17 protein-coding genes are annotated in these 24,245 nt (G+C 45.1%); 16 read left to right on the top strand and 1 reads right to left on the bottom strand.

Features of this window, described 5'->3' with window-relative positions; all coding sequences use genetic code 11:
- Positions 1-103: 103 nt before the first annotated feature.
- The 4 genes from MKY98_RS19675 (at position 104) to MKY98_RS19660 (ending at position 6,352) form a co-directional block, all read left to right on the top strand.
- A complete protein-coding gene (locus tag MKY98_RS19675; protein WP_029514810.1) occupies positions 104-1,060 on the top strand; it encodes a cation diffusion facilitator family transporter in 957 nt (318 codons plus the stop codon).
- A gap of 33 nt (positions 1,061-1,093) precedes the next feature.
- Entirely contained in the window at positions 1,094-3,490 is a 2,397-nt protein-coding gene (recJ, locus tag MKY98_RS19670) for a single-stranded-DNA-specific exonuclease RecJ (RefSeq protein ID WP_069012458.1), read from the top strand.
- A 69-nt stretch (positions 3,491-3,559) separates the two neighbouring features.
- Positions 3,560-4,072, top strand: a complete 513-nt coding sequence (locus MKY98_RS19665) for an adenine phosphoribosyltransferase (protein ID WP_029514814.1) — start codon at positions 3,560-3,562, stop codon at positions 4,070-4,072.
- A 231-nt stretch (positions 4,073-4,303) separates the two neighbouring features.
- Complete coding sequence (locus MKY98_RS19660; protein ID WP_069012459.1) at positions 4,304-6,352, top strand: methyl-accepting chemotaxis protein; 2,049 nt, start codon at positions 4,304-4,306, stop codon at positions 6,350-6,352.
- 137 nt (positions 6,353-6,489) lie between these two features.
- Here MKY98_RS19660 and uraA read toward each other — a convergent pair whose 3' ends face one another.
- Positions 6,490-7,800 carry a uracil permease gene (gene uraA, locus MKY98_RS19655; protein WP_069012460.1) on the bottom strand — a complete coding sequence of 437 codons (1,311 nt, stop codon included), beginning with the start codon at positions 7,798-7,800 and terminating at the stop codon, positions 6,490-6,492.
- Positions 7,801-8,069: 269 nt separating this feature from the next.
- Between uraA and MKY98_RS19650 the strand changes: the two genes are divergently transcribed.
- From MKY98_RS19650 to MKY98_RS19595, 12 genes are all read left to right on the top strand, one after another.
- Positions 8,070-10,247 (top strand): RelA/SpoT family protein, encoded by a 2,178-nt coding sequence (locus MKY98_RS19650; protein WP_025720225.1) that lies wholly within the window; start codon positions 8,070-8,072, stop codon positions 10,245-10,247.
- Between the two features lie 137 nt (positions 10,248-10,384).
- A complete protein-coding gene (gene dtd, locus MKY98_RS19645) occupies positions 10,385-10,831 on the top strand; it encodes a D-aminoacyl-tRNA deacylase (protein WP_069012461.1) in 447 nt (148 codons plus the stop codon).
- A 118-nt stretch (positions 10,832-10,949) separates the two neighbouring features.
- Entirely contained in the window at positions 10,950-11,111 is a 162-nt protein-coding gene (locus MKY98_RS19640; protein WP_165150826.1) for a hypothetical protein, read from the top strand.
- Between the two features lie 231 nt (positions 11,112-11,342).
- Entirely contained in the window at positions 11,343-11,849 is a 507-nt protein-coding gene (locus tag MKY98_RS19635) for a type 1 glutamine amidotransferase domain-containing protein (protein ID WP_069012462.1), read from the top strand.
- A gap of 59 nt (positions 11,850-11,908) precedes the next feature.
- Complete coding sequence (locus MKY98_RS19630; RefSeq protein WP_069012463.1) at positions 11,909-12,379, top strand: hypothetical protein; 471 nt, start codon at positions 11,909-11,911, stop codon at positions 12,377-12,379.
- Between the two features lie 476 nt (positions 12,380-12,855).
- Positions 12,856-15,129, top strand: a complete 2,274-nt coding sequence (locus MKY98_RS19625) for a PEP/pyruvate-binding domain-containing protein (protein WP_204366465.1) — start codon at positions 12,856-12,858, stop codon at positions 15,127-15,129.
- Positions 15,130-15,423: 294 nt separating this feature from the next.
- Complete coding sequence (locus tag MKY98_RS19620) at positions 15,424-16,023, top strand: acyl-CoA-like ligand-binding transcription factor (RefSeq protein ID WP_029514826.1); 600 nt, start codon at positions 15,424-15,426, stop codon at positions 16,021-16,023.
- Positions 16,024-16,805: 782 nt separating this feature from the next.
- Complete coding sequence (hisS, locus tag MKY98_RS19615; protein WP_069012464.1) at positions 16,806-18,050, top strand: histidine--tRNA ligase; 1,245 nt, start codon at positions 16,806-16,808, stop codon at positions 18,048-18,050.
- An 85-nt stretch (positions 18,051-18,135) separates the two neighbouring features.
- Positions 18,136-19,914 carry an aspartate--tRNA ligase gene (gene aspS, locus MKY98_RS19610; RefSeq protein ID WP_029515739.1) on the top strand — a complete coding sequence of 593 codons (1,779 nt, stop codon included), beginning with the start codon at positions 18,136-18,138 and terminating at the stop codon, positions 19,912-19,914.
- A 152-nt stretch (positions 19,915-20,066) separates the two neighbouring features.
- Positions 20,067-20,816, top strand: a complete 750-nt coding sequence (locus tag MKY98_RS19605; RefSeq protein WP_029515738.1) for a tRNA threonylcarbamoyladenosine dehydratase — start codon at positions 20,067-20,069, stop codon at positions 20,814-20,816.
- A gap of 174 nt (positions 20,817-20,990) precedes the next feature.
- Positions 20,991-22,289: an NCS2 family permease gene (locus MKY98_RS19600; RefSeq protein ID WP_069012465.1), complete on the top strand. Its 1,299-nt coding sequence runs from the start codon at positions 20,991-20,993 to the stop codon at positions 22,287-22,289.
- A 97-nt stretch (positions 22,290-22,386) separates the two neighbouring features.
- Positions 22,387-24,204, top strand: a complete 1,818-nt coding sequence (locus MKY98_RS19595; protein WP_069012466.1) for an ABC transporter ATP-binding protein — start codon at positions 22,387-22,389, stop codon at positions 24,202-24,204.
- The last annotated feature ends 41 nt before the right edge of the window (positions 24,205-24,245 follow it).

The following is a 24,245-nucleotide window of genomic DNA, read 5'->3' as shown; positions in this document are numbered from 1 at the left end:
TAGTGGCACTTAAATGTGAATGGTTTTTGATTTTGAGAAATTCGGTTATTTTAGATTGAGCTTTATTGGGAAAGGGTTAGTTCAGGATTGAGGGGGAAACGTTGTGAATAGCGAACGCAGCCGATCATTGGAAACTGCGGCGTTGAGCGGGATTGTAGGTAATCTCGCGCTGGCTGTTCTAAAGGGAGCCGTCGGTTATGCGGCAAACAGCAAGGCGTTGTTGGGAGATGCACTGCACACGGCTGCAGATAGTGCTTCCCGTTTGCAGGAGCTTCTGTGTTCCAAGGGTGCTACAGGGCACGGAATGCTGGCACGGTTGCGAAACGGTGAAAAGGTTCGAACGGTCATATCTGTGGTACTGGCTATTTTAGTGCTGATGAGCGGTCTTCAGCTAGCTATCTCGGCTGTTCGTTCATTAAGCAGTTCGGAACCGCAGGCACCCGGTCTGTATGCATTAATTACCGTATTTATTGCGTTGGTATTGAGAGAAGCGCTATTTCAGTTTCAATATCGCTACTCGATTAAACATGGTCATAAAGAGGAAGCAGATCGGTACGCAAACCATGAACGTTACTCGCTGTATGCATCGTTGATTGCATTGATTGGCATGATCGGCGCAATGACTGGCGAAGCAATGGAATGGCCTGCATTATTATATCTTGATCCAACCGCAGCTTTGCTCGTAGCCTGTCTGGTGCTGCGTAAAGGATATTTGATGGTAATGAATACCGCTTACCAGGTTCCTGCGCAGCCCTTGCAGGAGGAAGACTCCCGACGCTTTATGGAGACGATTCAACGGGTGTATGGTATTGTAACGGTTGAACACTTACATGCCCAGGAAACAGGGCATTTCATAACAGTGGATGTAACGATAAGTGTGAACCCGCGGATTACGGTACAGGAAGCGCAGGAAATCGCCGATCGAGCCAAAAATTTACTGTTAGCCCGTTTTCCACAGGTGACCCATGTACAAATGCAGTTCATTTCTTATCAAGCCGGATATCCATACAAATCCAATCATGAACTGCCAGATAATGATGTGTCGTCGTTGCTTCAATAGGGCAGGACGACTATGAAAGAAAGGTGAATAGGATTGCTTCATTCGCAGTACAGATGGAAGACCCCAGAGGCTAACCTGGAAGCGGCTCAGCTGTTGACAGAGGAACTGGGGATTTCACCATTGTTGTCCCGGCTTTTAGTGAACCGGGGCGTCACTACCGCCGGGGAAGCAAACCGCTTTTTGTACGGAAGTGTGGACGATGTACACGACCCTTTTTTGCTTCTTGGTATGGAAGAGGCTGTGCCGAGAATTCGTCAGGCTCTGGAACGTGGCGAGCATATATTAATCTATGGAGATTATGATGCGGACGGCGTATCCAGTACATCATTGATGATTCAGCTCATGCGTTTTCTAAAGGCTTCCTATGATATTTATATTCCTCATCGTTCTAACGAGGGATATGGTCTGCATAACCATGCCCTTGATTGGGCACATCAGCAGGGAGTTACACTGGTCATTACGGTAGATACGGGAATTAGTGCAGTAGAGCAAATTGCTTATGCAACTTCCTTGGGGATAGACGTTATTGTGACGGACCATCATGAGCCGCCTGCAGTACTTCCCGAGGCATATACTTTGATTAATCCGAAGCTCCCCGGTTGCCCATACCCATTTAAAGGTCTTGCAGGTGTTGGTGTTGCCCTGAAGCTCGCTCAGGCGCTGTTGGGTGAAGTGCCGGAGGAATGGTTTGAAATCGCCGCTATCGGCACGGTAGCCGATCTGATGCCACTACATGGTGAAAATCGGACGATGGTACGCAGAGGGATTCAATCCATGAGAAACTCTGCTTTTCCGGGGATTCGTGCGTTGCTCCATGTAGCGGGCGTAGATATATCTACAGTGACTTCAGTCAACATCGCATTTGCCTTGGCTCCGCGGATTAATGCCAGCGGGCGTCTGGATCATGCAGGACGAGCCGTTTCTTTGCTAACGACAGAAAAAGAGGAAGAAGCAGACCAACTTGCGCATGCGCTGGACCTGCTCAATCGTGAGCGTCAACAGGTGGTTGAACGTATTGTGGAGCAAGCCGAGCAACAATTGGCATCCAAACTGAATGGAGGCAAGCTACCGTCAGTTATTGTGTTGGCTGGTGAAGGCTGGAATGTCGGCGTTGTCGGAATTGTGGCATCCAAGCTATTGGATCGCTATTATCGACCGACCATTATTCTGGGTATAGATGCTGAGACAGGCATGTGCAAAGGTTCCGCCCGTTCTATTCCTGCATTGGATATTTACAGTGCTCTTACGGACAGCCATGAGCTTATGGAGCATTTTGGTGGTCATCCTTCGGCAGCGGGTATGACGCTGTCCTGTGATAATCTGGAATTGTTTGAAGAGCAGCTGAACCGCTATGCGGGTTCCATTTTGACACCAGACGATCTCATTCCTGTAGCTGAGGCTGATATGGTCTGTCGTTTGGACGAGGTATCTTTGCAAGTGGTTGAAGAACTGGAGTTGCTTCAGCCTTTTGGTATGGGGAATCCATCTCCACGATTCGTATTACAGGGTCTGCAATTGCGTGAGGCTCGTAAAATGGGACGTGAGAAAAATCATGTGAAGCTCCTGCTGGAGCAGAACGGTTTATCGCTGGACGCGATTGCCTTCCGTCGTGGCGATTTGGCTGATTTTTTACAGCAAGAAACGGAGATAGATCTGCTGGGTGAATTGTCAATTAACGAATGGAACGGTAAAAGGTCTCTCCAGCTCATGATGCAGGACATTCGAGTGCAGGCGCCGCAAATTTTTGATTATCGTGGAGTGTCGGACCCTTTTGCCGAATTAGAGCGGGGACTCAAGATCTTTCATCCACGCATAGAGGAAAGAAAGAAAGACGTTGCGGTGTTGGTCCACCCGTCATCTAGGCTTCGTACATCTAGCTCCGTGGACACTGAATCCTTATGGTTATACGATAAAGATGGCAGCGTTATTCCCAGTGATGGTCAAAGAGATGCACAGCACTCTGTGAAGTCGCTGTTCGTACTGGAGCCGCCGGATACACCGGATCAGTTCCAGGCATTATGGTCTACCTTTGAAAATGTAGAAAACGTATTTCTCCTTCATTCAGTCAGTGAACGTGGCGGTCGACTCGTAAGCCCAGACAGAGAGCTGTTCAAGCGCATTTACGTTGTGCTTTCCCGATTGGGAACACAGCCTATTGATGAAAAGGCAATGCTGCCTGCTCTTAGTCGACAGTGTTCCTGTTCAGTACGCATGTTATCCAAAGTATTGGACATCTTCGAAGAGCTTGAGTTTATGACGCGTACAGATGGTCAATTCCGTTTTGTATCCAATCCGCCCAAGCGGGATTTAACTGCTTCTCCGCGCTATCAGGAATTATATAATATGGCTGAAATGGAGCGGTATTTGCTGGATGCGGACACCACCCAGATGACGAGCTGGATTATGTCTCTTATGAAGGGTGCGTCTTGAGATACTATTTCGTAATTTATGTTGTAAAATGTATATACTAATTTGAAGTTTACAGTAGGAGGAACTAAGTTGGACTACAAAGAATATATTCGGGTGATTTCCGATTTTCCACAACCAGGGATTAGTTTTAAAGACATTACAACCCTAATGAAAAATGGTGAACTGTACCGCAAGGCTATCAACGATATGAAGGAATTGGTATCGGATTTAAAAATTGATTTGATTGCAGGTCCAGAAGCACGTGGATTCGTTATCGGTGCGCCTCTGGCTTATGCGCTTGGCGTTGGTTTTATTCCCATCCGTAAAAGTGGCAAGCTCCCTGGAGAAACCATTGAGGAAGCATACGGTTTGGAGTATGGTAAAGATACGCTGGCGATGCATAAGGATGCTATAGAGCCAGGCCAAAATGTTTTGATTGCTGATGACCTGCTTGCTACAGGTGGAACTATTGCTACATCCGTAAACTTGGTACGCCAGCTTGGTGGCAATGTGGCAGGGGCTGCTTTTCTTATCGAGCTGTCTGATCTAAACGGTCGGGCGAAGCTGCCTGACGTAGATGTATTCACCCTGATTACGTATTAAGTATTTCGAAACCTGGGTTTCCCGGGAAATAATTATGTATGGATTGCCTAAATAGTCCGATGGAACATCTCTTTATCTAAAGAGTTGCTCCATCGGGCTATTTTGTTTAGAAGCGTTTTAGGTGTGACTTTGTTTGACTGGTGCAAATTACCACTGTTTTTATTGGGAATAGTTATAAAAAATTTAAAATAAATGTCGATAAATAATTAAAAAGGAGCAGAGGTGGTCATATTGGGTTTATTTCGATTTAAGAGTTTACAGGCACGGACATTTTCTACCTTGATTCCGCTTGTACTTATAACGCTGATTTTAATCAGCTTTTTGTCTTATTTTTTTGCCAAGCAGAAGCTAGATACGGAAATAAGCCAAAATGCTGCTCATTCCTTGTCGAGGGTTAAATCGGATATTGCAGCTAACGTAGATCGTCATGCTTTACTTGTTTCGATGCTGACTAAGAGTGCGGAACAACTGGGAGCAGGAATGAACATTGAGGGTTATGGACGTTTTTTTGAACAAGAGTTGGCTTTAAATGATATGTCATACGGGTTGGGCATTTATTTTGCTAAAGGTGCGTATGATCCGGGAGTGACTTACCGTTCCATATATGTGCATAGAGATGGCCAGCTAGTGAAGCAAACGATTGAATATGATGATCCACAATATGACTACTTAACACAGCCATGGTATACAGAAGCCGTGGAACGTGGTAAGGAAATAAATTTTACGGAGCCTTTTTACGATAGCAGACTGAAAGTCAATATGATTACTGCAGGGAAAGCATTTTATGACAGGGAAGGGAAGCTGTTAGGTGTCATTACTGGCGACCTGAATATGACAAACATTCAAACGTTTATTGAAAAAATGAAGTTTGGTGCTAACGGTAGTGCGATCTTGATGGATAAGAATGGAGCCATTTTGTCATCCGGTCTTCCGTCCTTAAAAGCAGGCGAGCCGTTAACAAAAACGATGAATGCGGAAGCAGCACAATCTATTCAAAGTGGTACGTCCGGACAACTATCCGTACCCATTGATAGTGAGGACTACCGGATAATGTACGAAACACTCCCACAAACCGGATGGAAAATCGGCGTATTACTGCCAGAATCCGATTTGAACCGCTCTGCGAACGAAATGCTTAAACTTCTTCTTATTGTTAGTGTTATAGGCATCTTGCTAATTATGGGAGCGTTATTAATTAACAATTCAGGTATGATCAAAGAGATTAAAAAAATTATGCAGATAACCAATCGTATGGCTCATGGGGATTACAGCGTTGAACTAACACAACAACGTAAGGATGAATTTGGCCAAATGGCTGACGGGATCAATAAGGTGATTGCGGCAACCAGAGGAATGGCATCACGTTTGAGCGAAGAGTCAGATGTTATCTCAGGCGTATCTATAAAAATTTCCCAAGAGATTTCTGGGGCTACTAAAGATGCGCAGCATAATGCAGGAGAACTGGCACAGGTGAAGGAAGGAGCCGAGCTTCAATTGGTCGCAGCAGCAGAGAGTGCGACTGCGATGGAAGAAATGGCTGTTGGCATACAGCGTATTGCTGAATCTATCCAGCATGTATCCGAGGCTACCACTGAGATTGAACATAAGGCACAACAAGGAAATGAACGGTTGACCGTGGTCAACCAAGGAATGCATAAAGCGAAAATATCTATGGATGAGGCAGGCAGGGTAGTAAGCTCATTGAATGAGCGGTCCGCCCAAATTGGCAGCATAATTGGAATGATTCAGGAAATTAGTGGGCAGACCAAGTTGCTATCACTGAATGCTTCCATTGAAGCCGCACGTGCAGGGGAGCATGGCCGAGGGTTCGCTGTGGTGGCTTCAGAAATCGGCAAGCTGGCTGTAAACGTGAGCGAGTCTGCGGAACAAATTACGAGTCGAATCCGATCCATGCAGGAAGAAACCAAATTAGCTTTGGAAGGAATGCAGCAGGGTGCTCTGGAGATGGATGAAGGAGTATCTATTTTACTTGAGGTGGAAGAACGTTTTATTGCGATGAATCAAGATATTCAGCAGGTGGCGATAGAAGTGCAGGAGGTTTCATCTGCCTCAGAAGAAATGTCGGCAGGTTCAGAGGAAGTTGCAGCCTCTATTGGATATCTTGCAGACATTGCGAAAGCTTCAGCTAAACGTACAGAGCAAGCCTCGGAACGATCCGAACGGCAGCTTAAGGATCTGGAAGGTATGGACAGCTCTGTCAAGACACTTACAGGTGTCTCTGATACGCTTAATCAGGTCGTATCTCGCTTTCGTGTGTGATATCTTTAGAAAAAAAGGCAGTGCATAAAAAAAACGTCGCTCCATGAGATATGGATCTTTACACGCTTGTCTATACAGCCTGAGCGTGTTGATCCATAACTAACATGGAGCGGCGTTTTAAAGTTGAAAAAAAGATATCAATCTGGTGTTTTCTCGGTTAAAGGTGCCTGCGATTTATCGTTGGACCAGCCGAGCACGTCAATCAGCTTGAAGAACAAGCTGAGGATGATGCCGATGATTGTAGCCAATGCCATACCTTTCAAGGTTACAGCGCCCCAAGTGAGCGTAGTACCACTGATTCCGACAACAAGCACGATGGTCGCAAGTAGCATGTTAGTTGGCTTGGCGAAATCAACCTTTTGCTCAACGAAGATTCTTAGACCGGAGGCAGCAATGACACCGAATAATAGTAAGGATACGCCACCCATAACTGGAGCTGGAATATTAGAAACAATCGCTGAGAACGTGCCTGAAAAGGACAGCAGGATGGCAATGATAGCCGCTCCGCCAATAACCCATACAGAGTACACTTTAGTTAATGCCATGACACCAATATTTTCACCATAAGTCGTATTAGGCGTAGAACCGACAAAACCCGAAATGACGGTGGAAATACCGTTACCCAGCAGAGAGCGGTGGAGACCAGGATCTTTGGACAACTCACGCCCGACAATGTTGCTAGTCACAAGTAAGTGACCAATATGCTCTACGATGACGACCAGAGCAACAGGAAGAATCGTCAGCATAGCAGAGGTATTAAAAACTGGAGTGGTAATTGCAGGATGTCCGAAAAAAGGAGCGTCTGCGATGGCCTGTGTATTGACCATGCCCATAAAATAAGCAAGCACATAGCCCACTACGATACCGATCAGAATATGAATGATTTTGGCAAACCCACGAAACAACACCGCACCCAGAACAGTAACCCCGAGTGTAACGAGCGAAAGAGTAATCGTTTTGGGATCTGGAGTCCAAGCTTTAGTAGGATCGGCATTGATAATGCCTGCCATGCCTGCTGCAACCGGAACCAGCTCCAGACCGATTAAGGCTACGATGGAGCCCATAACAGCTGGAGGAAATACGACGTCCAGCCAACGGGTTCCGGCATATTTGATCACCAGTGCGACGAGGCAGAAAATAATACCTGTAATGATGAAAGCACCGAGGGCCATAGCATAGCCGTTGCCGCCGGGATTGTTTTTAAGCACAAGACTGACTGGAGCGATAAAAGCGAAGCTGGAGCCGAGATAGGCGGGAATTTTGCCACGGCAGATCCAGATGTACAACAATGTGCCAATACCGTTCATTAGCAAAATCATGCCGGGATCGACGCCGAAAATATTCGGCACCAGCACAGTGCTGCCAAACATGGCAAACAAATGCTGTACGCTGAGCAGGAACCCAGGTCCTGCCGGTAGCTTTTCATTAACTTGAATTTCGCGTTGCAACGCAGTTCACTCCTTAGTTCTTTCAATTATTCTTATATACATTAATTACTTTTCGTAATTTTTTCAATATAATTCGTTTCATTTCGTCAACATTCCTCATTTTACTTATCCATGTGTGACAGAATAATGCTACAATGCCAAACCTGTAATAGTTGACGTGTGACGTGCTAACCGTCATAATTGTAGGAAATCACTTTTAAAAGGGAACCTTTGCGCGACATTGATCGGCGGGTTCCATTTTGCATAGAAAGGACACGGAATAGAGCAGAATGGGGATAGAGCAATTACTTAAAAAGGCCGGGGCCTATACCAGAGAAGCAGATCTTATCCGCATCAGGGACGCCTATGATTTTGCCGAACAGGCCCATTCCGGCCAGACTCGTAAGTCCGGTGAACCTTATATTCTGCATCCGCTTGCGGTTGCTGATATCGTCGTTAATATGCAGATGGATACCATCTCCATTATCGCTGCTCTTTTACATGACGTTGTGGAGGATACGACGGTGTCTTTGGCGCAGATTCGCGAGCATTTTGGCGATACATGTGCGATGCTTGTCGATGGTCTGACGAAACTGGAGCGTATCCAGTTCCGTTCCAAGGAAGAACAACAGAACGAAAATTATCGAAAAATGTTTATTGCTATGGCGCAGGACATTCGTGTCATTGTCATTAAGTTAGCAGATCGTCTGCACAACATGCGTACCTTGAAATATCAGTCAGAGGAAAGCCAGCGTCGGATTGCTTATGAAACGTTAGAGATTTTCTGTCCGGTTGCAAACCGACTGGGTATTTCAGCCATTAAGTGGGAAATGGAAGATATTGCTCTGCGCTATCTGAATCCTCAGCAGTATTATCGCATTGCTAATTTGATGCATAAGAAGCGGGCAGAGCGGGAGCAGTTTATTGATAATGTCATACAGCGTATCAGAGAAAAGCTGGAAGAGATGGGCATTCAGGCTGATCTGTCCGGACGCCCTAAACATATTTACAGTGTGTTTAAAAAAATGACGACGAAGAACAAGCAGTTCAATGAAATATATGATTTGCTGGCGATTCGAATTATTGTGGATAACATTAAAGACTGTTACGCCACACTGGGGATTATCCATACGTTGTGGAAGCCGATGCCGGGGCGGTTTAAGGATTATATCGCTATGCCTAAGGCCAATATGTATCAGTCCCTTCATACGACAGTAGTAGGTCCTAACGGGGAGCCTACCGAGGTGCAAATTCGCACAGTGGATATGCATCGTACCGCTGAATTCGGGATTGCGGCCCATTGGGCCTATAAAGAAGGCAACGGAGCAAACAACACTAACTTTGAGGATAAAATCACCTTTTTTCGAGAAATCCTGGAGCTGCAAAATGAAGCGAAGGATGCGTCGGAATTTGTGGAATCGCTCAAAATGGACTTTTTCTCAGACCTTGTGTTTGTGTTTACTCCTAAGGGAGAGGTCATTGAGTTGCCAGCCGGATCCGTTCCGCTGGACTTTGCTTTCCGTATTCATACCGAAGTTGGCAATCGAACGATTGGCTCTAAGGTAAATGGAAGAATCGTACCTTTGGATTATCGGCTTAAAACTGGGGATATTGTCGAAATTATGACGTCCAAACATTCTTATGGACCTAGTCAGGACTGGCTCAAAATTGCTCAGTCCTCTCACGCGCGCAGTAAAATCAAACAATGGTTCAAGAAAGAAAAGCGTGAGGAGAATGTTGAAAAAGGCCGTGAAAATCTGGAACGTGAGCTAAGAAAACGCGATATCGAGCCATCGGTGTGGATGAGCGACGACAAGCTTCAGGAAGTGGCGCAGAAGTTCTCTTTTAACGATTCCGAAGATATGCTGTCTGCGATTGGTTTTGGTGGTATAACCGCAGCGCAGGTCTGTACACGTTTGACAGAGAAGCTGCGTAAGGAACAAGAAGAGGCACGGTTGATCGAATTGACGACCGAGGTCAAGGAGTACAAGCCGCAGGGCGAACGGAAAAAAACACCTACCAACGGTGTCAGCGTCAGAGGCGTCGATAATTTACTCGTTCGTTTTGCACGATGTTGTAATCCCGTACCGGGAGATGACATCATTGGCTATGTAACACGTGGACGCGGCGTATCCGTTCACCGGACGGATTGCCCGAATATTCCTTCGGGTACGGGCGAAGACCAGGCGCGTGTGATTGAAGTAGAGTGGGAAGAAGCAGCGGAAGTCAATTACAGTGTCGATATTGAGATTACGGGCCATGATCGCAACGGTTTGCTGAATGAAGTGCTTCAGGCCATTTCTGAGAACAAAACCAGCTTCTCGGCCGTTACAGGTCGTACAGATAAAAATAAAATGGCGATGATTCACATCACGATTCTCATTCGCAACACGGATCATTTGCATTCTGTTGTCGAACGGATTAAACGGGTGAAGGATGTATACACCGTGCATCGGATTATGCAATAACCTTATGAAGCGTACAGATAGGTTTATAGCCTTTGTAACATATCTTGGGTAGAAAGACCCATAGGCTGCTAAGAGAGCCGTAGTACAGCTGTGAGCACCTTTTAAAAGGGAAGGTTAAAGGAGATATCGGATAGTCGATGAAGATCATTATTCAGCGCTGTAAAGACGCTCAGGTAACGGTGAATCAAAAGGTGGTTGGCAAGATTGGAACCGGATTAATGCTGCTGGTTGGTATTGGTCAGGGAGATACAGCAGCCGATGCCGTTTATTTGGCGGATAAAACGGCGGGATTACGTATATTTGATGATGCTGAAGGCAAAATGAATGACAGCGTTCTGGATGTCGGTGGAGCCATTTTGTCTGTCTCTCAATTTACGTTGTATGGTGACTGCCGTAAAGGAAGAAGGCCTAACTTTATGGGGGCGGCCAAACCTGAGGAAGCGGAGAAGCTGTATGATTTCTTCAACAGTCAGCTTCGAGCCAAGGGCCTGAAGGTAGAAACGGGAATTTTTGGGGCTATGATGGATGTTTCATTGACGAACTGGGGCCCAGTCACACTGATTTTGGATACCGAACGTTCGTAACTATACATTCACGGCGAGGTCTGAGTAGAATAAAATAGCTGTTCAGAGGGACCATAATGTCATCCCAATTGGTGATTAGCCAGGCGGATAGCCTAAGGGTGACAGGAGAGACGAAGCTATGCGTCAAACCCCAAAAATGGACGGGCATCGAAGCACTATGCTGCTTTTTCCCGGTAGTATGCAGGAGGCAATCAGCCTTACTCGTAATGCTGATACGTTATTACAGCATGTTGCAACAGCCATAGACAAGCCAGGACGCGGCGCTTTGCCGCGCAGGTAACATTGGGTTAAATGGAGCGTTAATAAGGTGCCACCCGAAAGTAGCATAAAGTGGCCAAAAATAAAATATGTAGCATTGAATTAGTGGAGGAGCCGAAAGGCTCCTTTTTCTTTTCCGCCGCTGCGAATTGTTATAAAAACAGATCAAGCGGGTAATAACAAATCGTGGTAGAAAAATAAACTTAATTTTAAACTTGTATCAGGGATAACCGGAAAGGAGATCTGAACATTCATGAGTAAAATTGCATTTTTATTGGCTGACCAATTTGAAGATTCCGAAATGAAGGTACCTTATGATGAATTAAAAAAGGCTGGACATGAGGTGGATATTGTTGGGCTGAAGCAAGGTGAGAAAGTGAGCGGTAAGCAAGGTAAAGCAAGCTATACTATTGAAAAAGCCATTGCAGATGTGAAATCAAGTGATTATGATGCAGTTGTTATTCCTGGTGGATCATCTCCGGAAAATCTCCGTTTGGATGCAAATGTTCTGAAATTTGTAACTGAAATTAATGAGTCCAAAAAAACGATTGGCGCTATCTGTCACGGGCCACAAATTTTGGCGAGTGCCGATTTGTTACAAGGTCGGACGATTACAGCTTATCCTCCATTGAAAGATGACTTGATTAATGCGGGTGCTCATTTTGAGGATCAAGAGGCGGTTGTGGACGGTAACTTTATTACGTCTCGGACCCCTAAGGATGAGCCCGCTTTTGTGCGTGAGTTGTTAAAGGCATTGTAATTTCCGTGAATGCTTCCTAGATTTATGCCAGTACAATTCCCTAACGAGGAGGATTTGATATGGCTAAACAGATTCAGGCTTATTTTCGCACAGAAGATGAAGCTGAGGGCGCTAGAGCTTCGCTTCAGGCTTATAGAACTGAACATTTGGAAGTAGGTGCTCTGGATGAGACGCTCGGTCGGGAGACGAGGGTTTTAATTCCGTTGGTCCCTTATAACAATACTGGCTCTGTGAGCACAGGAGGCTCAGCGGGTGCGGCAATCCCTGCGGCGGGTGCTTATGGCGAGAATATTTTACCAGATGTGAAGGATGGCCAGATTAACTCTGGCTCAGCCCAAAGGGATCTGGATGAAGATCGGAGCGGAACAACGAATCATGACGGAGGGTTGCTCCGTGCAACAGATGTGTATATTAACGGTGATCAAGATGAATTACGGTATGTATTATCTGCAAAGGTGAATGATGCCGATTATGATGAGGTCATTTATAAGCTGCGTTCCAATCGTGGATATGTATCGCAGTTGGATTAAAGTTGAGAGCACGGCACAAGATTGTCGATACTTGAGAATTTAGCTACAAAAGAGTGACTGTAATACAATTGTAATATTCGAAACATCATTCCTTAATATTAGCAGTTTATAATAACAGCATGACCCCCTTTTGATATATCTTTTTGAGCCTGCGGACCGTTTCCGCAGGCTATTTTCTTTTTTAGGACTTATTTGTACAGTAAGTTGCTATGAGGCTAACGATACAGGATACAAAAAAAGTGAAAGATTATTTAATTTGACACTGACTGTCTTTTTGTATAAAGTGTAAAAAGATACTAAGTCCCGAAATAATAAAAATATAAACAATAAATATACCCATTTCCAATTACGGGACCGAAATATTACAACTGAAAAAGTTAGGAAGTGTCAAAATGGGTAATGAAATAGAATGGTTTGCAGAGATAACTCCTGAGCTGCGGAAATGGACCGGAGGCAAAGGAGGGATGCTTGCTAGGATGCTTCAAGCTGGTTATCCGATTCCTAATGGTTTTATTGTTTTTCCACAGGCCTTTCAAGGGGAAAAACTTAAGGAAAAGACATGGAAAGAAATGATCAGGTATTTGGAAAAGCTTCGTAAGGATTACCCTAATGTCTCATTTGCAGTAAGGTCTTCAGCCTTGAGCGAGGATTCAGCCTTAGCTTCTTTTGCAGGAGAGTTTGAAAGTGTCTTAGAAGTACAAACAAACGAGGACGTTCTGAAAGCCTTGTATGTGGTTCACCATTCTCAATACAGTGAGAGGGTGCGGGCATACAGTGCAGTTAAGGGTTTTGAAGAAGCACACCAAATGGCGATTGTAGTCCAAATCATGGTTCCTTCTGAAATCTCGGGTGTTCTTTTTACAGCAGACCCTATTACGGGCAATCGTTCAGTAATGTCTGGAAATTTTGTGTTCGGGTTAGGGGAGCAACTGGTATCTGGTAAAGGAAATGCTCGTGTTTTCTCCTTATTTAAACCCTCAGGTCGATATAAAGGGCCAAAAGAATTACTTCCTTATATCAAAAAGCTATATTGGTATGCTTCCCGTCTGGAAAAAGCGATGGGAGAACCACAGGATATTGAATGGGCCATTGCCAATGGCCAACTCTTTTTTTTACAAGCACGACCTGTTACTACTTTAAGCCCTGGAAATATGGATACATTTGAATGGAATGATTCTTTATCAGGTGATTTTCTTTGGACGAATACTAATGTAGGTGAATCCATTTCAGATGTTGTTACTCCCTTAAGCTGGTCTATTATTCGTGCTTTGGACGAAGAACATAATGTGATTCCTGGTCATTATTTAATGTCTGGTAATATCTGTGGAAGAGTATACTCCAATGTGAGTGTACCATTGTCCGTTTTTTTTGCATTTGGGTGGAATAAAAAGTCAATATTAAAAAAAATGAGCAATGTTTTTGGGGAAATTCCAGATGAAATCCAAATTCCTATATATCCGTTTTCTAGGAAAGAGCTCATTAAAATAATGCTCCCCAAGATGCTGTATGCTTTTAAACAGACCCGAAAAGCGATGAAATTATTACCACAGCACATAAAAGAAACAGCGGCCTGGTGCACTCAAACGGAAGAGTTAATTGGCAATGTCCAGTCCAAGGAAGAATTGATTACATTATGGCGTGAGCAGCTTTGGCCTAAAAATATTGAAGCGATGTGGATTGCACTGGAAGGACCTAGTAGCAAGATGCAAAATTTTGTTCGATTGAAGGAAAAGTTGGAGAAATGGCTTGGACGTGATGATGCTAGTGTACTTCTATCTAATCTGAGCGGAAGTACAGGTTTGGCCAGCTTGGGACCTGTTGTTGGTATATCTTCAGTCGTGAAAGGTGAAATGAGTCAGGAGGATTATCTATTGGAATATGGGCATCGAGGCCCACATGAGTTTGAGCTATCGATACCTGATCCAAGAGAAGAACCGAGTTGGCTGGAAAAGCAAATCCAAGAAACAAAGAAATCTGGAATAAATGTTGACGATTTATTGTATAAACAACGTGAACAAAATGAAGTGGTTTGGAGAAGATTGGAGCAGCGTTTTCCATACAAGATAAATAAGTTGAAACGTGTCATAGCAAAAATTTCTGAAGGACCGCATTTAAGGGAAGCTGTTCGTTCGGAATGGACGCGTGTCTTCAGATTAAATCGCTCTTTCGCGCTGAAAGCAGGCGAGTTGATTGGCATAGGAGAAGATGTATTTTTTTTATATGTAGATGAGATATTGGGCTGGCTTGCAGGAGGAAGTGTTATTGAGGAGAGAATCTCGACCAGAAAAGTGAACTATTTAAAATATAAGCAACTGCCTGCGTTCCCCTCGATTATACGTGGGCGATTTGAACCTTTACAATGGATGGAGGATCCCAATCGCAGAGTAGATTATTATGATCCATATATACCATTAGATAGCTCTATCCATTCCGAAATCATTGAAGGAGTTGCTGGAGCGGCAGGTAGAATTGAGGGGACTGTACGTGTACTGAGGAATCCTGAGGATGGACACCAGCTCCTTCCTGGTGAAATACTGGTGACCTCGACAACGAATGTAGGCTGGACTCCACTTTTTCCAAAAGCAGCTGCGATTGTAACAGATATAGGAGCACCACTCTCTCATGCTGCTATTGTAGCCAGAGAGCTAGGCATACCAGCTGTTGTAGGATGTGGAAATGCTACTACAAGAATGAAAACCGGCGACAGGGTTATTGTTGATGGTGGGCAGGGAATTGTACTAACGAGGTGAGGAGATAAATTTTTTGAATTTCTCAATAGAACCAACCTGATTCAACCTATCAGCTTCTGTACGCCGCATATTCGCCTATAAAAGCTGATATTGGAGTGGTTTCAAGTTTTGATGTATTGCTTTACAGTCAGGAATAATACAATCCTGGGTATCGTGAAGTACAAAGGATCATGATAAACTGAGTGTAAACGCAAAATCGGGCAATAGTGTGCATGTGGTCAAAAATATATGCTGAAGCAAATTGCTCGATGAGGAGTGAAACTTGAATGAGCAATCTATTGAGGAGTGAAACAAATGTCACTTGAACACCAGCAAAATCTTGGGCTGAGGGAGCGAAAAAAAGCAAAAACCATTGCATCGATTCAAATGCATGCGTTACGCCTATTCAGCGAACTGGGATATAACGAAACTACTGTGGAACAGATTGCAGAAGCAGCGGAGATTTCACCAAGCACCTTTTTTCGCTATTTTTCGAGCAAGGAGGATGTGATTGTTACAGATAACTATGATCCCCTGCTTATATCTGCATTTGAAGAACAGCCAGCTCATTTAACTCCACTTCAAGCTGTGCGTAATGCTATGTTAGCAACCATGTCTGACATGTCCGGCGACGAAATGTCTACTACACGTGAGCGTAACCAACTCGTGATGTCAGTACCGGAACTCCGGGCTGCAACCTTGAATAATTTGACTGATACAATGCATATGATTGCTGAGATGGTTTCCAAACGGGTGGGACGAGATCCTGGAGACTTGCAGATTCGAACTTTTGCAGGCGCCGTCATAGGTGTTAACATATCTGTTATGTTGCATTATGCGGAAAATCCAACTGAAAATTTTTCTGAATTATTATCTGAAGCATTAAATCTCTTGGAGACTGGCCTTCCACTATAAACAATCGCTGAAATCCAATTTCATTATATTAAAGAAACGAGTTGTAATCTGAATTAAATAAATGGAAAACATAAAATTGAAATATGAAGATACGTAAATTCTCCCATCCTTCGTCAAAGCATGCGATAGTTCCCAAACACAGACTGTTAGGAAAAACCAGGGATACATTACATCACTAAAAGCAGTTTAGGCTTTTTAAGTCAGGCTGTTTTTTTGTATTTTGTGAGGTGTCTGCCTACCTGGCGAACATCGGAAACTCTTCGTGTCCATGTGTGACAATGATACAAAGTTGCAGAGAAGCTATAGAATGTCTTGACTTTGTCGAAGCGGTTCATTAAAATCATAAAATAATGAAAAATGATTTGATGACGGGACCAAGTACTCCGAACCCACAAGCGCAGAGAGGAATTTCCAGGCTGTAAAAATTCCCTTGATGAACGGATGAATGACCTCCCCGAGAACAGGCGGCGAACAATTGAGGAAACCCTACTGAAAGTACATTGTAATTGTGCCGACAGTGGATGGTCCTGCATAATAGCCGTACTGCGCGTTACGGGCGTTATACGTATGAGCGGAGTCAGTATATTGCTGACGGGCAATGAGTGATTTTATGCTGGTTGTCTGGACAAACTCCGGAATGTGGGTGGTACCACGGGTGATTTGTAAACGACAATCCCTCGTCCCTGTTAATGTTAACAGGACGAGGGATTTTTTGTTTTATATTGAAAGTGGAGCAAGAAGAAAGAGCACAATATGAAATACAACGATGGGGGGATACGTTAATGGCCTTTCAAAAACCGACGGGAACACAGGATTTGCTGCCGGGCAGTGTAGAAAAATGGCAAGTGGTCGAGGAAAAAGCCCGTGAGATTAGCCGCCGCTTTAATTATCGAGAGATTCGTACACCAATGTTCGAACAAACGAATTTGTTCGTTCGAGGTGTGGGTGAAACGACGGATGTAGTGGAAAAGGAAATGTATACTTTTGAGGATAAAGGGAAGCGCAGCATGACTTTGCGTCCGGAAGGAACAGCAGGGGTTGTCCGCTCCTATGTGGAGAACAAACTATACGGGGAGCCGGATGTAACTAAGCTGTATTATATCGGTCCGATGTTCCGTTATGAGCGTCCACAGGCTGGGCGTCAGCGCCAGTTTCACCAATTTGGAATTGAGGCATTTGGGGCGGTCGATCCGGCACTGGATGCAGAAGTTATTGCTTTCGGGTATCAATTCTGCCGTGAACTGGGTCTGAAAGGAGTACAGGTGGAGATTAACTCCGTCGGTAATGCAGCCAGTCGCGCAGCTTATCGGCAGCATCTGGTGGACTTCTTGATGCCAATTAAGGATACGTTGACCAAGGAGAGCCAAGCACGCATTGAGCGTAATCCGCTGCGAGTGCTGGATAGCAAAGATGACCAGGACAAATTTGGAGGTGCACCTTCGATTTTGGATAGCTTGGACGAGGAATCTCGCACACATTTTGAGAAAGTGAAGCAAAATTTGGATGCCATGGGTGTGGAATATACAGTTAACCCGCGCTTGGTACGGGGGTTGGATTATTATACGTTGACAGCGTTCGAATTCAAAGCTGAAGGAATTGGTGCCATAGACACGATCGGTGGAGGCGGCCGCTACAACGGATTGGTTGGAGATCTGGGCGGACCGGATCAGCCAGGGATTGGTTTTGGTATTGGACTGGAGCGAATCCAGCTGATTTTGGAGCATCAAGGTGTCAAACTGAACGAATCCAAGCCGTTAGATATCTATATGGTGGCGTTGGGTGAGGCGGCAGAAACGGAAGTAACCAAACAACTATTCAAATTGCGTCAAGCTGGATTTTCCGCAGAACGAGATTATCTGGGTCGTAAAATGAAGGCGCAGATGAAATCAGCCGATCGCTTTAAAGCAAGGTATACTGCGATTCTGGGTGAAGATGAGCTGGTTCAAGGTGAAATTGCACTGAAAAACATGGAAACGGGCGAGCAGCGCACTGTTAAGCTGGATCAGCTGGTGGAAGAACTAGGATAAAGAAGATGTGTAACATCAGTCAGGGGGAGTCTCCCTCTGGCTGTCATATAGCATTAACTACTAAACATAAACAGGAGTGTGTATTATGAAAAGGAGTCATCAATGCGGCGCATTGACTCATGCGCATATCGGAGAAACAGTTACACTGAACGGTTGGGTACAAACCCGTCGTGATTTGGGGGGCGTACTTTTTATAGACCTGCGTGACCGTAGCGGAATTGTACAAATCGTATTTAATCCGGCATATTCCGGTGACGCACTGCAAATTGCGGACCGTGTTCGTAGTGAGTATGTGCTTGAGGTTACTGGTACCATTGTCAAACGGGATGCAGAAACGATTAACCCGAACCTGCCTACAGGTGAAATTGAAGTGCGTGTCACTGAAATCGAAGTATTGAATGCATCCAAAACACCTCCGTTCTTCATTGAAGATGGCGTGGAAGTAGACGAGTCACTGCGTTTGAAATACCGTTATCTGGACTTGCGTCGTCCGGAAATGCATCAGACCTTGAAGCTGCGTTCCAAAGCAGCAAAAGTATTCCGTGATTTCCTGGACGGTGAGGATTTCATTGAGGTGGAAACACCGATTTTGACAAAAAGTTCCCCAGAGGGCGCCCGTGATTATCTGGTACCTAGCCGGGTACATGAAGGTGAGTTTTTCGCCTTGCCGCAATCTCCACAACTGTACAAGCAATTGCTGATGGTTGGTGGCGTGGAGCGCTACTACCAAATTGCACGTTGTTTCCGTGATGAAGATTTGCGTGCTGACCGTCAGCCTGAATTTACGCAGGTCGACATTGAGACCTCCTTCATGCAACAGGATGATTTGCTGCCTATGATGGAGCGTCTTATGGTGAAATTGTTCAAAGAAACCGTTGGAGTAGAACTGGAAACACCGTTCCAACGAATTACACATGCAGAAGCGATGGATAAATACGGTTCAGACAAGCCTGACCTACGTTTTGGTCTGGAGTTGATTAATGTCAATGATATCGTGGCAACCAGTGGTGTGAAAGTATTTGCTTCAGTAATTGAAAAGGGCGGGGAAGTTAAAGTTCTCAATGCCAAAGGATGTGGCACGTGGAGCCGTAAGGACATTGATGACCTGGGTCCTTTTGCAGCACGTTATGGAGCAAAGGGCTTGGCTTGGATCCAAGTGAAAGAAGGCGAATTCAAGGGGCCTATCGTTAAATTCTTCACACCGGAAGAAATCGAAGCCTTGAAAGAGCGTACGGGAGCTGAAGAAGGCGATCTGTTACTCTTCTCTGCGGATAATAAAAAAGTAGTTGCTGATGTATTGGGCGCACTTCGTCTGAAAATTGGCCGTCATTTGGGCCTCATCGACGATAACAAATTCAAATTTGCCTGGGTCGTAGACTTCCCGCTTCTGGGCTATGATGAAGAACAAAAACGTTATGTAGCGGAGCACCATCCGTTCACTCGTCCGAAGGAAGAAGACCTGGCCCTCTTGGACACAGATCCAGGTCAAGTTCGTGCTCAGGCCTACGATATCGTGCTGAACGGCTACGAAGTGGGTGGTGGCTCGATGCGTATTTTCAAGCGTGAAGTTCAGGAGAAAATGTTCAAAGCGCTCAACCTGCCGCCTGAGGAAGTGAAGGATAAATTCGGTTACCTGCTGGATGCATTTGAATATGGTACGCCTCCACATGGTGGTATTGCCTTCGGTTTTGACCGTCTTGTGATGCTGCTTGCAGGTCGTACAAACCTGCGTGAAACCATTGCATTCCCGAAAACAGCTAGCGCGACAGACCTGCTTATGGATGCGCCAAGCGAAGTGGATCAAGCTCAATTGGAACAGCTTCACATCCGTCTTGCCCCGAAACCTGTTACTCCTAAAGCTTAAGATGAACGTTTGTCTTTGCAAGTGCACCGAGTGGCTTGTGGATAGATTATAGAATGCCGTGAACCCGTTACCCTTTTATGGATAATGGGTTCGTGGTTTGTATGCTGGAGTTCAAGTATAGAGTTTAAATCAGTGAGGGAGGATATACCATATTGTTGCATCAATTTTCACGAACGGAACTGGCTATCGGAACTGAAGGTCTTGAGGTTATGAAAAATAGCACGGTGGCCGTGCTGGGTATCGGCGGTGTCGGTTCGATTGCAGTGGAAGCACTGGCGCGCACAGGTGTTGGACGTATCATTTTGATTGATAAAGATGTTGTAGATATCACCAATATTAATCGCCAAATACATGCGTTGACAACGACGGTAGGTCAAAAAAAGGCGGATCTGATGGTAGAGCGTGTGAAGCTGATTAATCCTGAATGTGAAGCGATTGCACTGAACATGTTTTATACGGAAGAAACGTATGAGGAGTTATTTAAGTACGAACTGGATTATGTGCTGGATGCTTCAGATACGATTATTTACAAAATTCATTTGATTAAGGAATGCCTGAAACGGGGGATTCCGCTGATCTCCAGTATGGGCGCTGCGAATAAAATGGATCCAAGTCGTTTTCAAGTAGCGGATATTTCCCAAACCAGAATGGACCCGATTGCCCGTGTCATCCGCACCAAGTTGCGTAAGGAAGGCATTACCAAAGGCGTCAAGGTTGTATTCTCCGATGAGGAACCAAAGAAGCCACGTGAAGAAATTACAAAAAAAATTGTACCTGCCAACGCACCTGAAATCCGGAAAGCGAAGCAGCCGCCTGCAAGCAATGCATTTGTACCTCCGGTAGCAGGACTGATCATGGTTAGTGTAGCCGTGAAGGATTTATTAGAACACGCTGGTGTGTAAGTTGTAAAAATAGCATGGCAGTGCATTCGTAGATTTACAGCAGTATGTATTCACTTTAAGACCTGTAGTTCTGTGCATCACATCCTTTGTGTCACAGTTGCTACAGCTCTTTTTTGTTTTGAAAAAGTGCAGCTTACTGTAAACAGATTGAACAACTTGCTGGAGGGTTTTGGTATGAAGGATGGACTATGGTCCAGAAGTCTCGGTTACAAGCCCGAGCATCATTGGAAAAAGGAATTAGCCGCTGGGGTCATTTCTTATTTTTCCGTGGTATACATTGTTATGGTTAATGCGACTATTTTGTCAGATGCCGGGATTCCCCTCCAAGGGGCGATGCTCGGGACACTGCTGACATCGATGATCGGCTGTCTACTGATGGCTTTTGGTGGGAAATCTCCAATGGTCGTTGTACCAGGGATGGGGATTAATGCCTTTTTCACTTATACGCTGGTACATTCCATGAAGCTGAGCTGGCAGGAAGCGTTGATGGTAGTTGCCGTCACAGGGGTGATATTCGCCATTGTGGCCTTTACATCATTGTACAAGCTGATTAGCCAAGCGATTCCCCATAATTTGCAGCACGGAATTACGGTAGGCATTGGTTTGTTTTTAACCTTTATCGGATTGCAAAAAAGCGGCATCGTGATTGCTCATCAGACGACTTTTGTGGCTATTGGCCATTTTAATGATCCCAAGGTAATTACGGCTTGTGTAACGTTGCTGCTCGCTATTGTATTGTTTGTGCGTAACGTTCAGGGAGGTTTACTAATTAGTATTTTGGCGGGAACTGGGCTTGCTTATATACTGGGAGCTGTAGAGCCTACAAGCACGGTACGAACCTCTGAAACGGTGCGACAGTATGGGCAATTGTTTGGAGAGCTTTCCTTTTCAGGCATTGTCTCGGTAGCTTTCTGGATCGCTGTCTTTTTGCTCCTACTCATTGTGCTATTCGAGAATATTGGTATGATTACTGCACAAACCAACATGATTGGTAGACCGGATTTATTTAAAAACAGCTTGCGTGTGTTGGCTGTAACCAATATCTTTGCCGGTATTTTGGGCAGCAGTCCGGCGGTAGCCGCTGCGGAATCGACGGCTGGTATTGCAGCAGGGGGACGCTCGGGAATGACACCGCTGGTAACTGCTATTTTATTCGGGGCGACGTTTTTCTTTATTCCACTGTTGGCTTATATTCCTGATAGTGCCATTGCACCCGTGTTGATCATCATTGGGGGGCTAATGGTGCAAAATGTGCGAGAGATGGATTTCAGTGATTTTACTGAAGCGTTTCCTGCATTTCTGATCATGGTGATGATGCCCTTTACTTATAGTATCGTAGACGGAATGGCATTTGGTTTTATTGCATACCCCGTAGCCAAGCTGGCAGCAGGACGGGGCAAGGAAGTACCTATCGCATTATATATCATATCTGTACTGTTTGTGGCAAATTTTGTGCTTCATTCTCTGGTGTAGTAAACTCGAAGATAGATTGTACTGTTCATACCCGCGCAGAGCGCGGGTGTTGTTGTTTGAACAAGAATGGTCAGACAGGAAGCGAGGTTGATGGTATATGGAAAAAGAACATCATATACACCAAGAAGAGCAGGAAGACCGGATGAATGAAAAGCCGGGTAAAAGACCGGATAAGGCTGGCATGGGGCGGTTTATCAAATTGATTGCGAGTGCGCATCCGCCCAAAGCCATTCTGATCATCGCCCTGATTCTGACCCTGATTCAGACCATGGCTGGTTTAATCGTACCCATGATGACTAAAGGGTTGATTGATGGCTTGACCTTTTCTTCACTAAACCGTATGGTCATTGTTGGTCTGCTTGGCGCTTTTGTGATTCAAGCGGTGGCTTCGGCAGTTTCTATCTATATGTTGAACTATGCTGGGCATAAGATTGTGGCTAATTTGCGCAAACGCTTATGGCATAAAATCTTATCTCTACCTATACCTTACTTTGATAGAAATCGGTCAGGAGATACGATGAGTCGCGTCACTAATGATACAAGCCTGATTATGAACTTAATTACGGAGTATCTAGTCAATTTGATTTCTAATGTGATTGCAATTATTGGTGGTATTGCATTGTTATTTTATCTGGATTGGGTGATGACGCTCATTATTATGGCTATTGTTCCGCTAACAGCTCTAATTTTATTTCCGGTAGGCAGAAAAATGTACCGCATCTCCAAAAAACAGCAGGATGAGATGGCAGATCTGACCTCAGTGTTAAGTCAGGTTATCGGCGAAATCAGACTGGTGAAGGCCTACGGAACCGAAAGCAGAGAGGCTCAGGCTGGTGAGGATCGTATTTACCGGATGTTCCGCTTCGGTTTGCAAGAGTCACGTATCCTGGCCCTTGTAGGTCCAATTTCTACCTTCTTGTTGACTGCAGTACTGGTCATTATATTGGGGGTTGGTGGTGTTCGCGTTGCATCGGGTGTGCTGACCGCGGGGGATTTGGTGGCATTTATTTTGCTGCTATTTCAGGTGATCACACCGATGGCACAATTCACGACTCTGTATTCACGTCTGCAAAAGGTGGTTGGGGCTACTGAACGGATTCAGACGATTTTAGATCATGAAGAGGAACCGCTCGAGTTGAAGCAGGAAGCGGCAAAAGAGAGCAGAGATATTATACTTCGTGATGTTGTCTTTTCCTATACCGAAGGTGAAGAGGTTCTTCATAATGCAAACTTGGTCATTCCGGCTAACCGGACGACAGCATTCGTGGGTCCGAGCGGGAGTGGGAAATCCACCTTATTTTCATTGCTAGAGCGCTTTTATGTGCCAGATACAGGGGAAATTCGTTATGGAGACGAACCGATATCGTCATATACACTTTCCTCTTGGCGCTCCAAAATTGGTTATGTATCGCAGGAAAGCTCAATGATGACCGGAACGGTCAGAGATAACATTACATATGGCTTGGGGCGCGAAGCTGACTTGGAAGAAGTGAGACGAGCAGCTACGATGGCGTATGCGGATACATTTATTATGGATCTACCTCAAGGCTACAACACTGAGGTGGGAGAACGGGGAATGAAGCTGTCCGGAGGCCAGCGTCAACGGATCGGTATTGCGCGTGCGCTTCTTCGTAGCCCTGACATCCTCATGCTGGATGAGGCTACATCTAGTCTGGATAGCTCATCTGAGCATGAGGTACAGAAGGCCCTAGCGAACTTGATGGAAGGACGCACGACGATTGTCATTGCTCATCGTTTGTCTACGGTGGTTCACTCCGACCAGATTATCGTGTTGGACAAGGGCAAGGTGACCGGTGCAGGAACTCATACAGAGTTATTAGAGTCCCATCAGGTGTACCGTGAGCTGGCTCAAAAGCAGTTTGTGGAGATGGGGGAGAGAAGTATGGAGTATTAGAGGCCGCTTCGCGTGTGACTTGATCCTCCGATCGCTCCGCT

The organism is Paenibacillus sp. FSL M8-0228 (genome assembly GCF_038007385.1).
GTDB classification, from domain to species: domain Bacteria; phylum Bacillota; class Bacilli; order Paenibacillales; family Paenibacillaceae; genus Paenibacillus; species Paenibacillus polymyxa_D.
The sequence above is the reverse complement of the archived record's forward strand: the minus strand, read 5'-3'. Positions and strand labels throughout refer to the sequence as shown.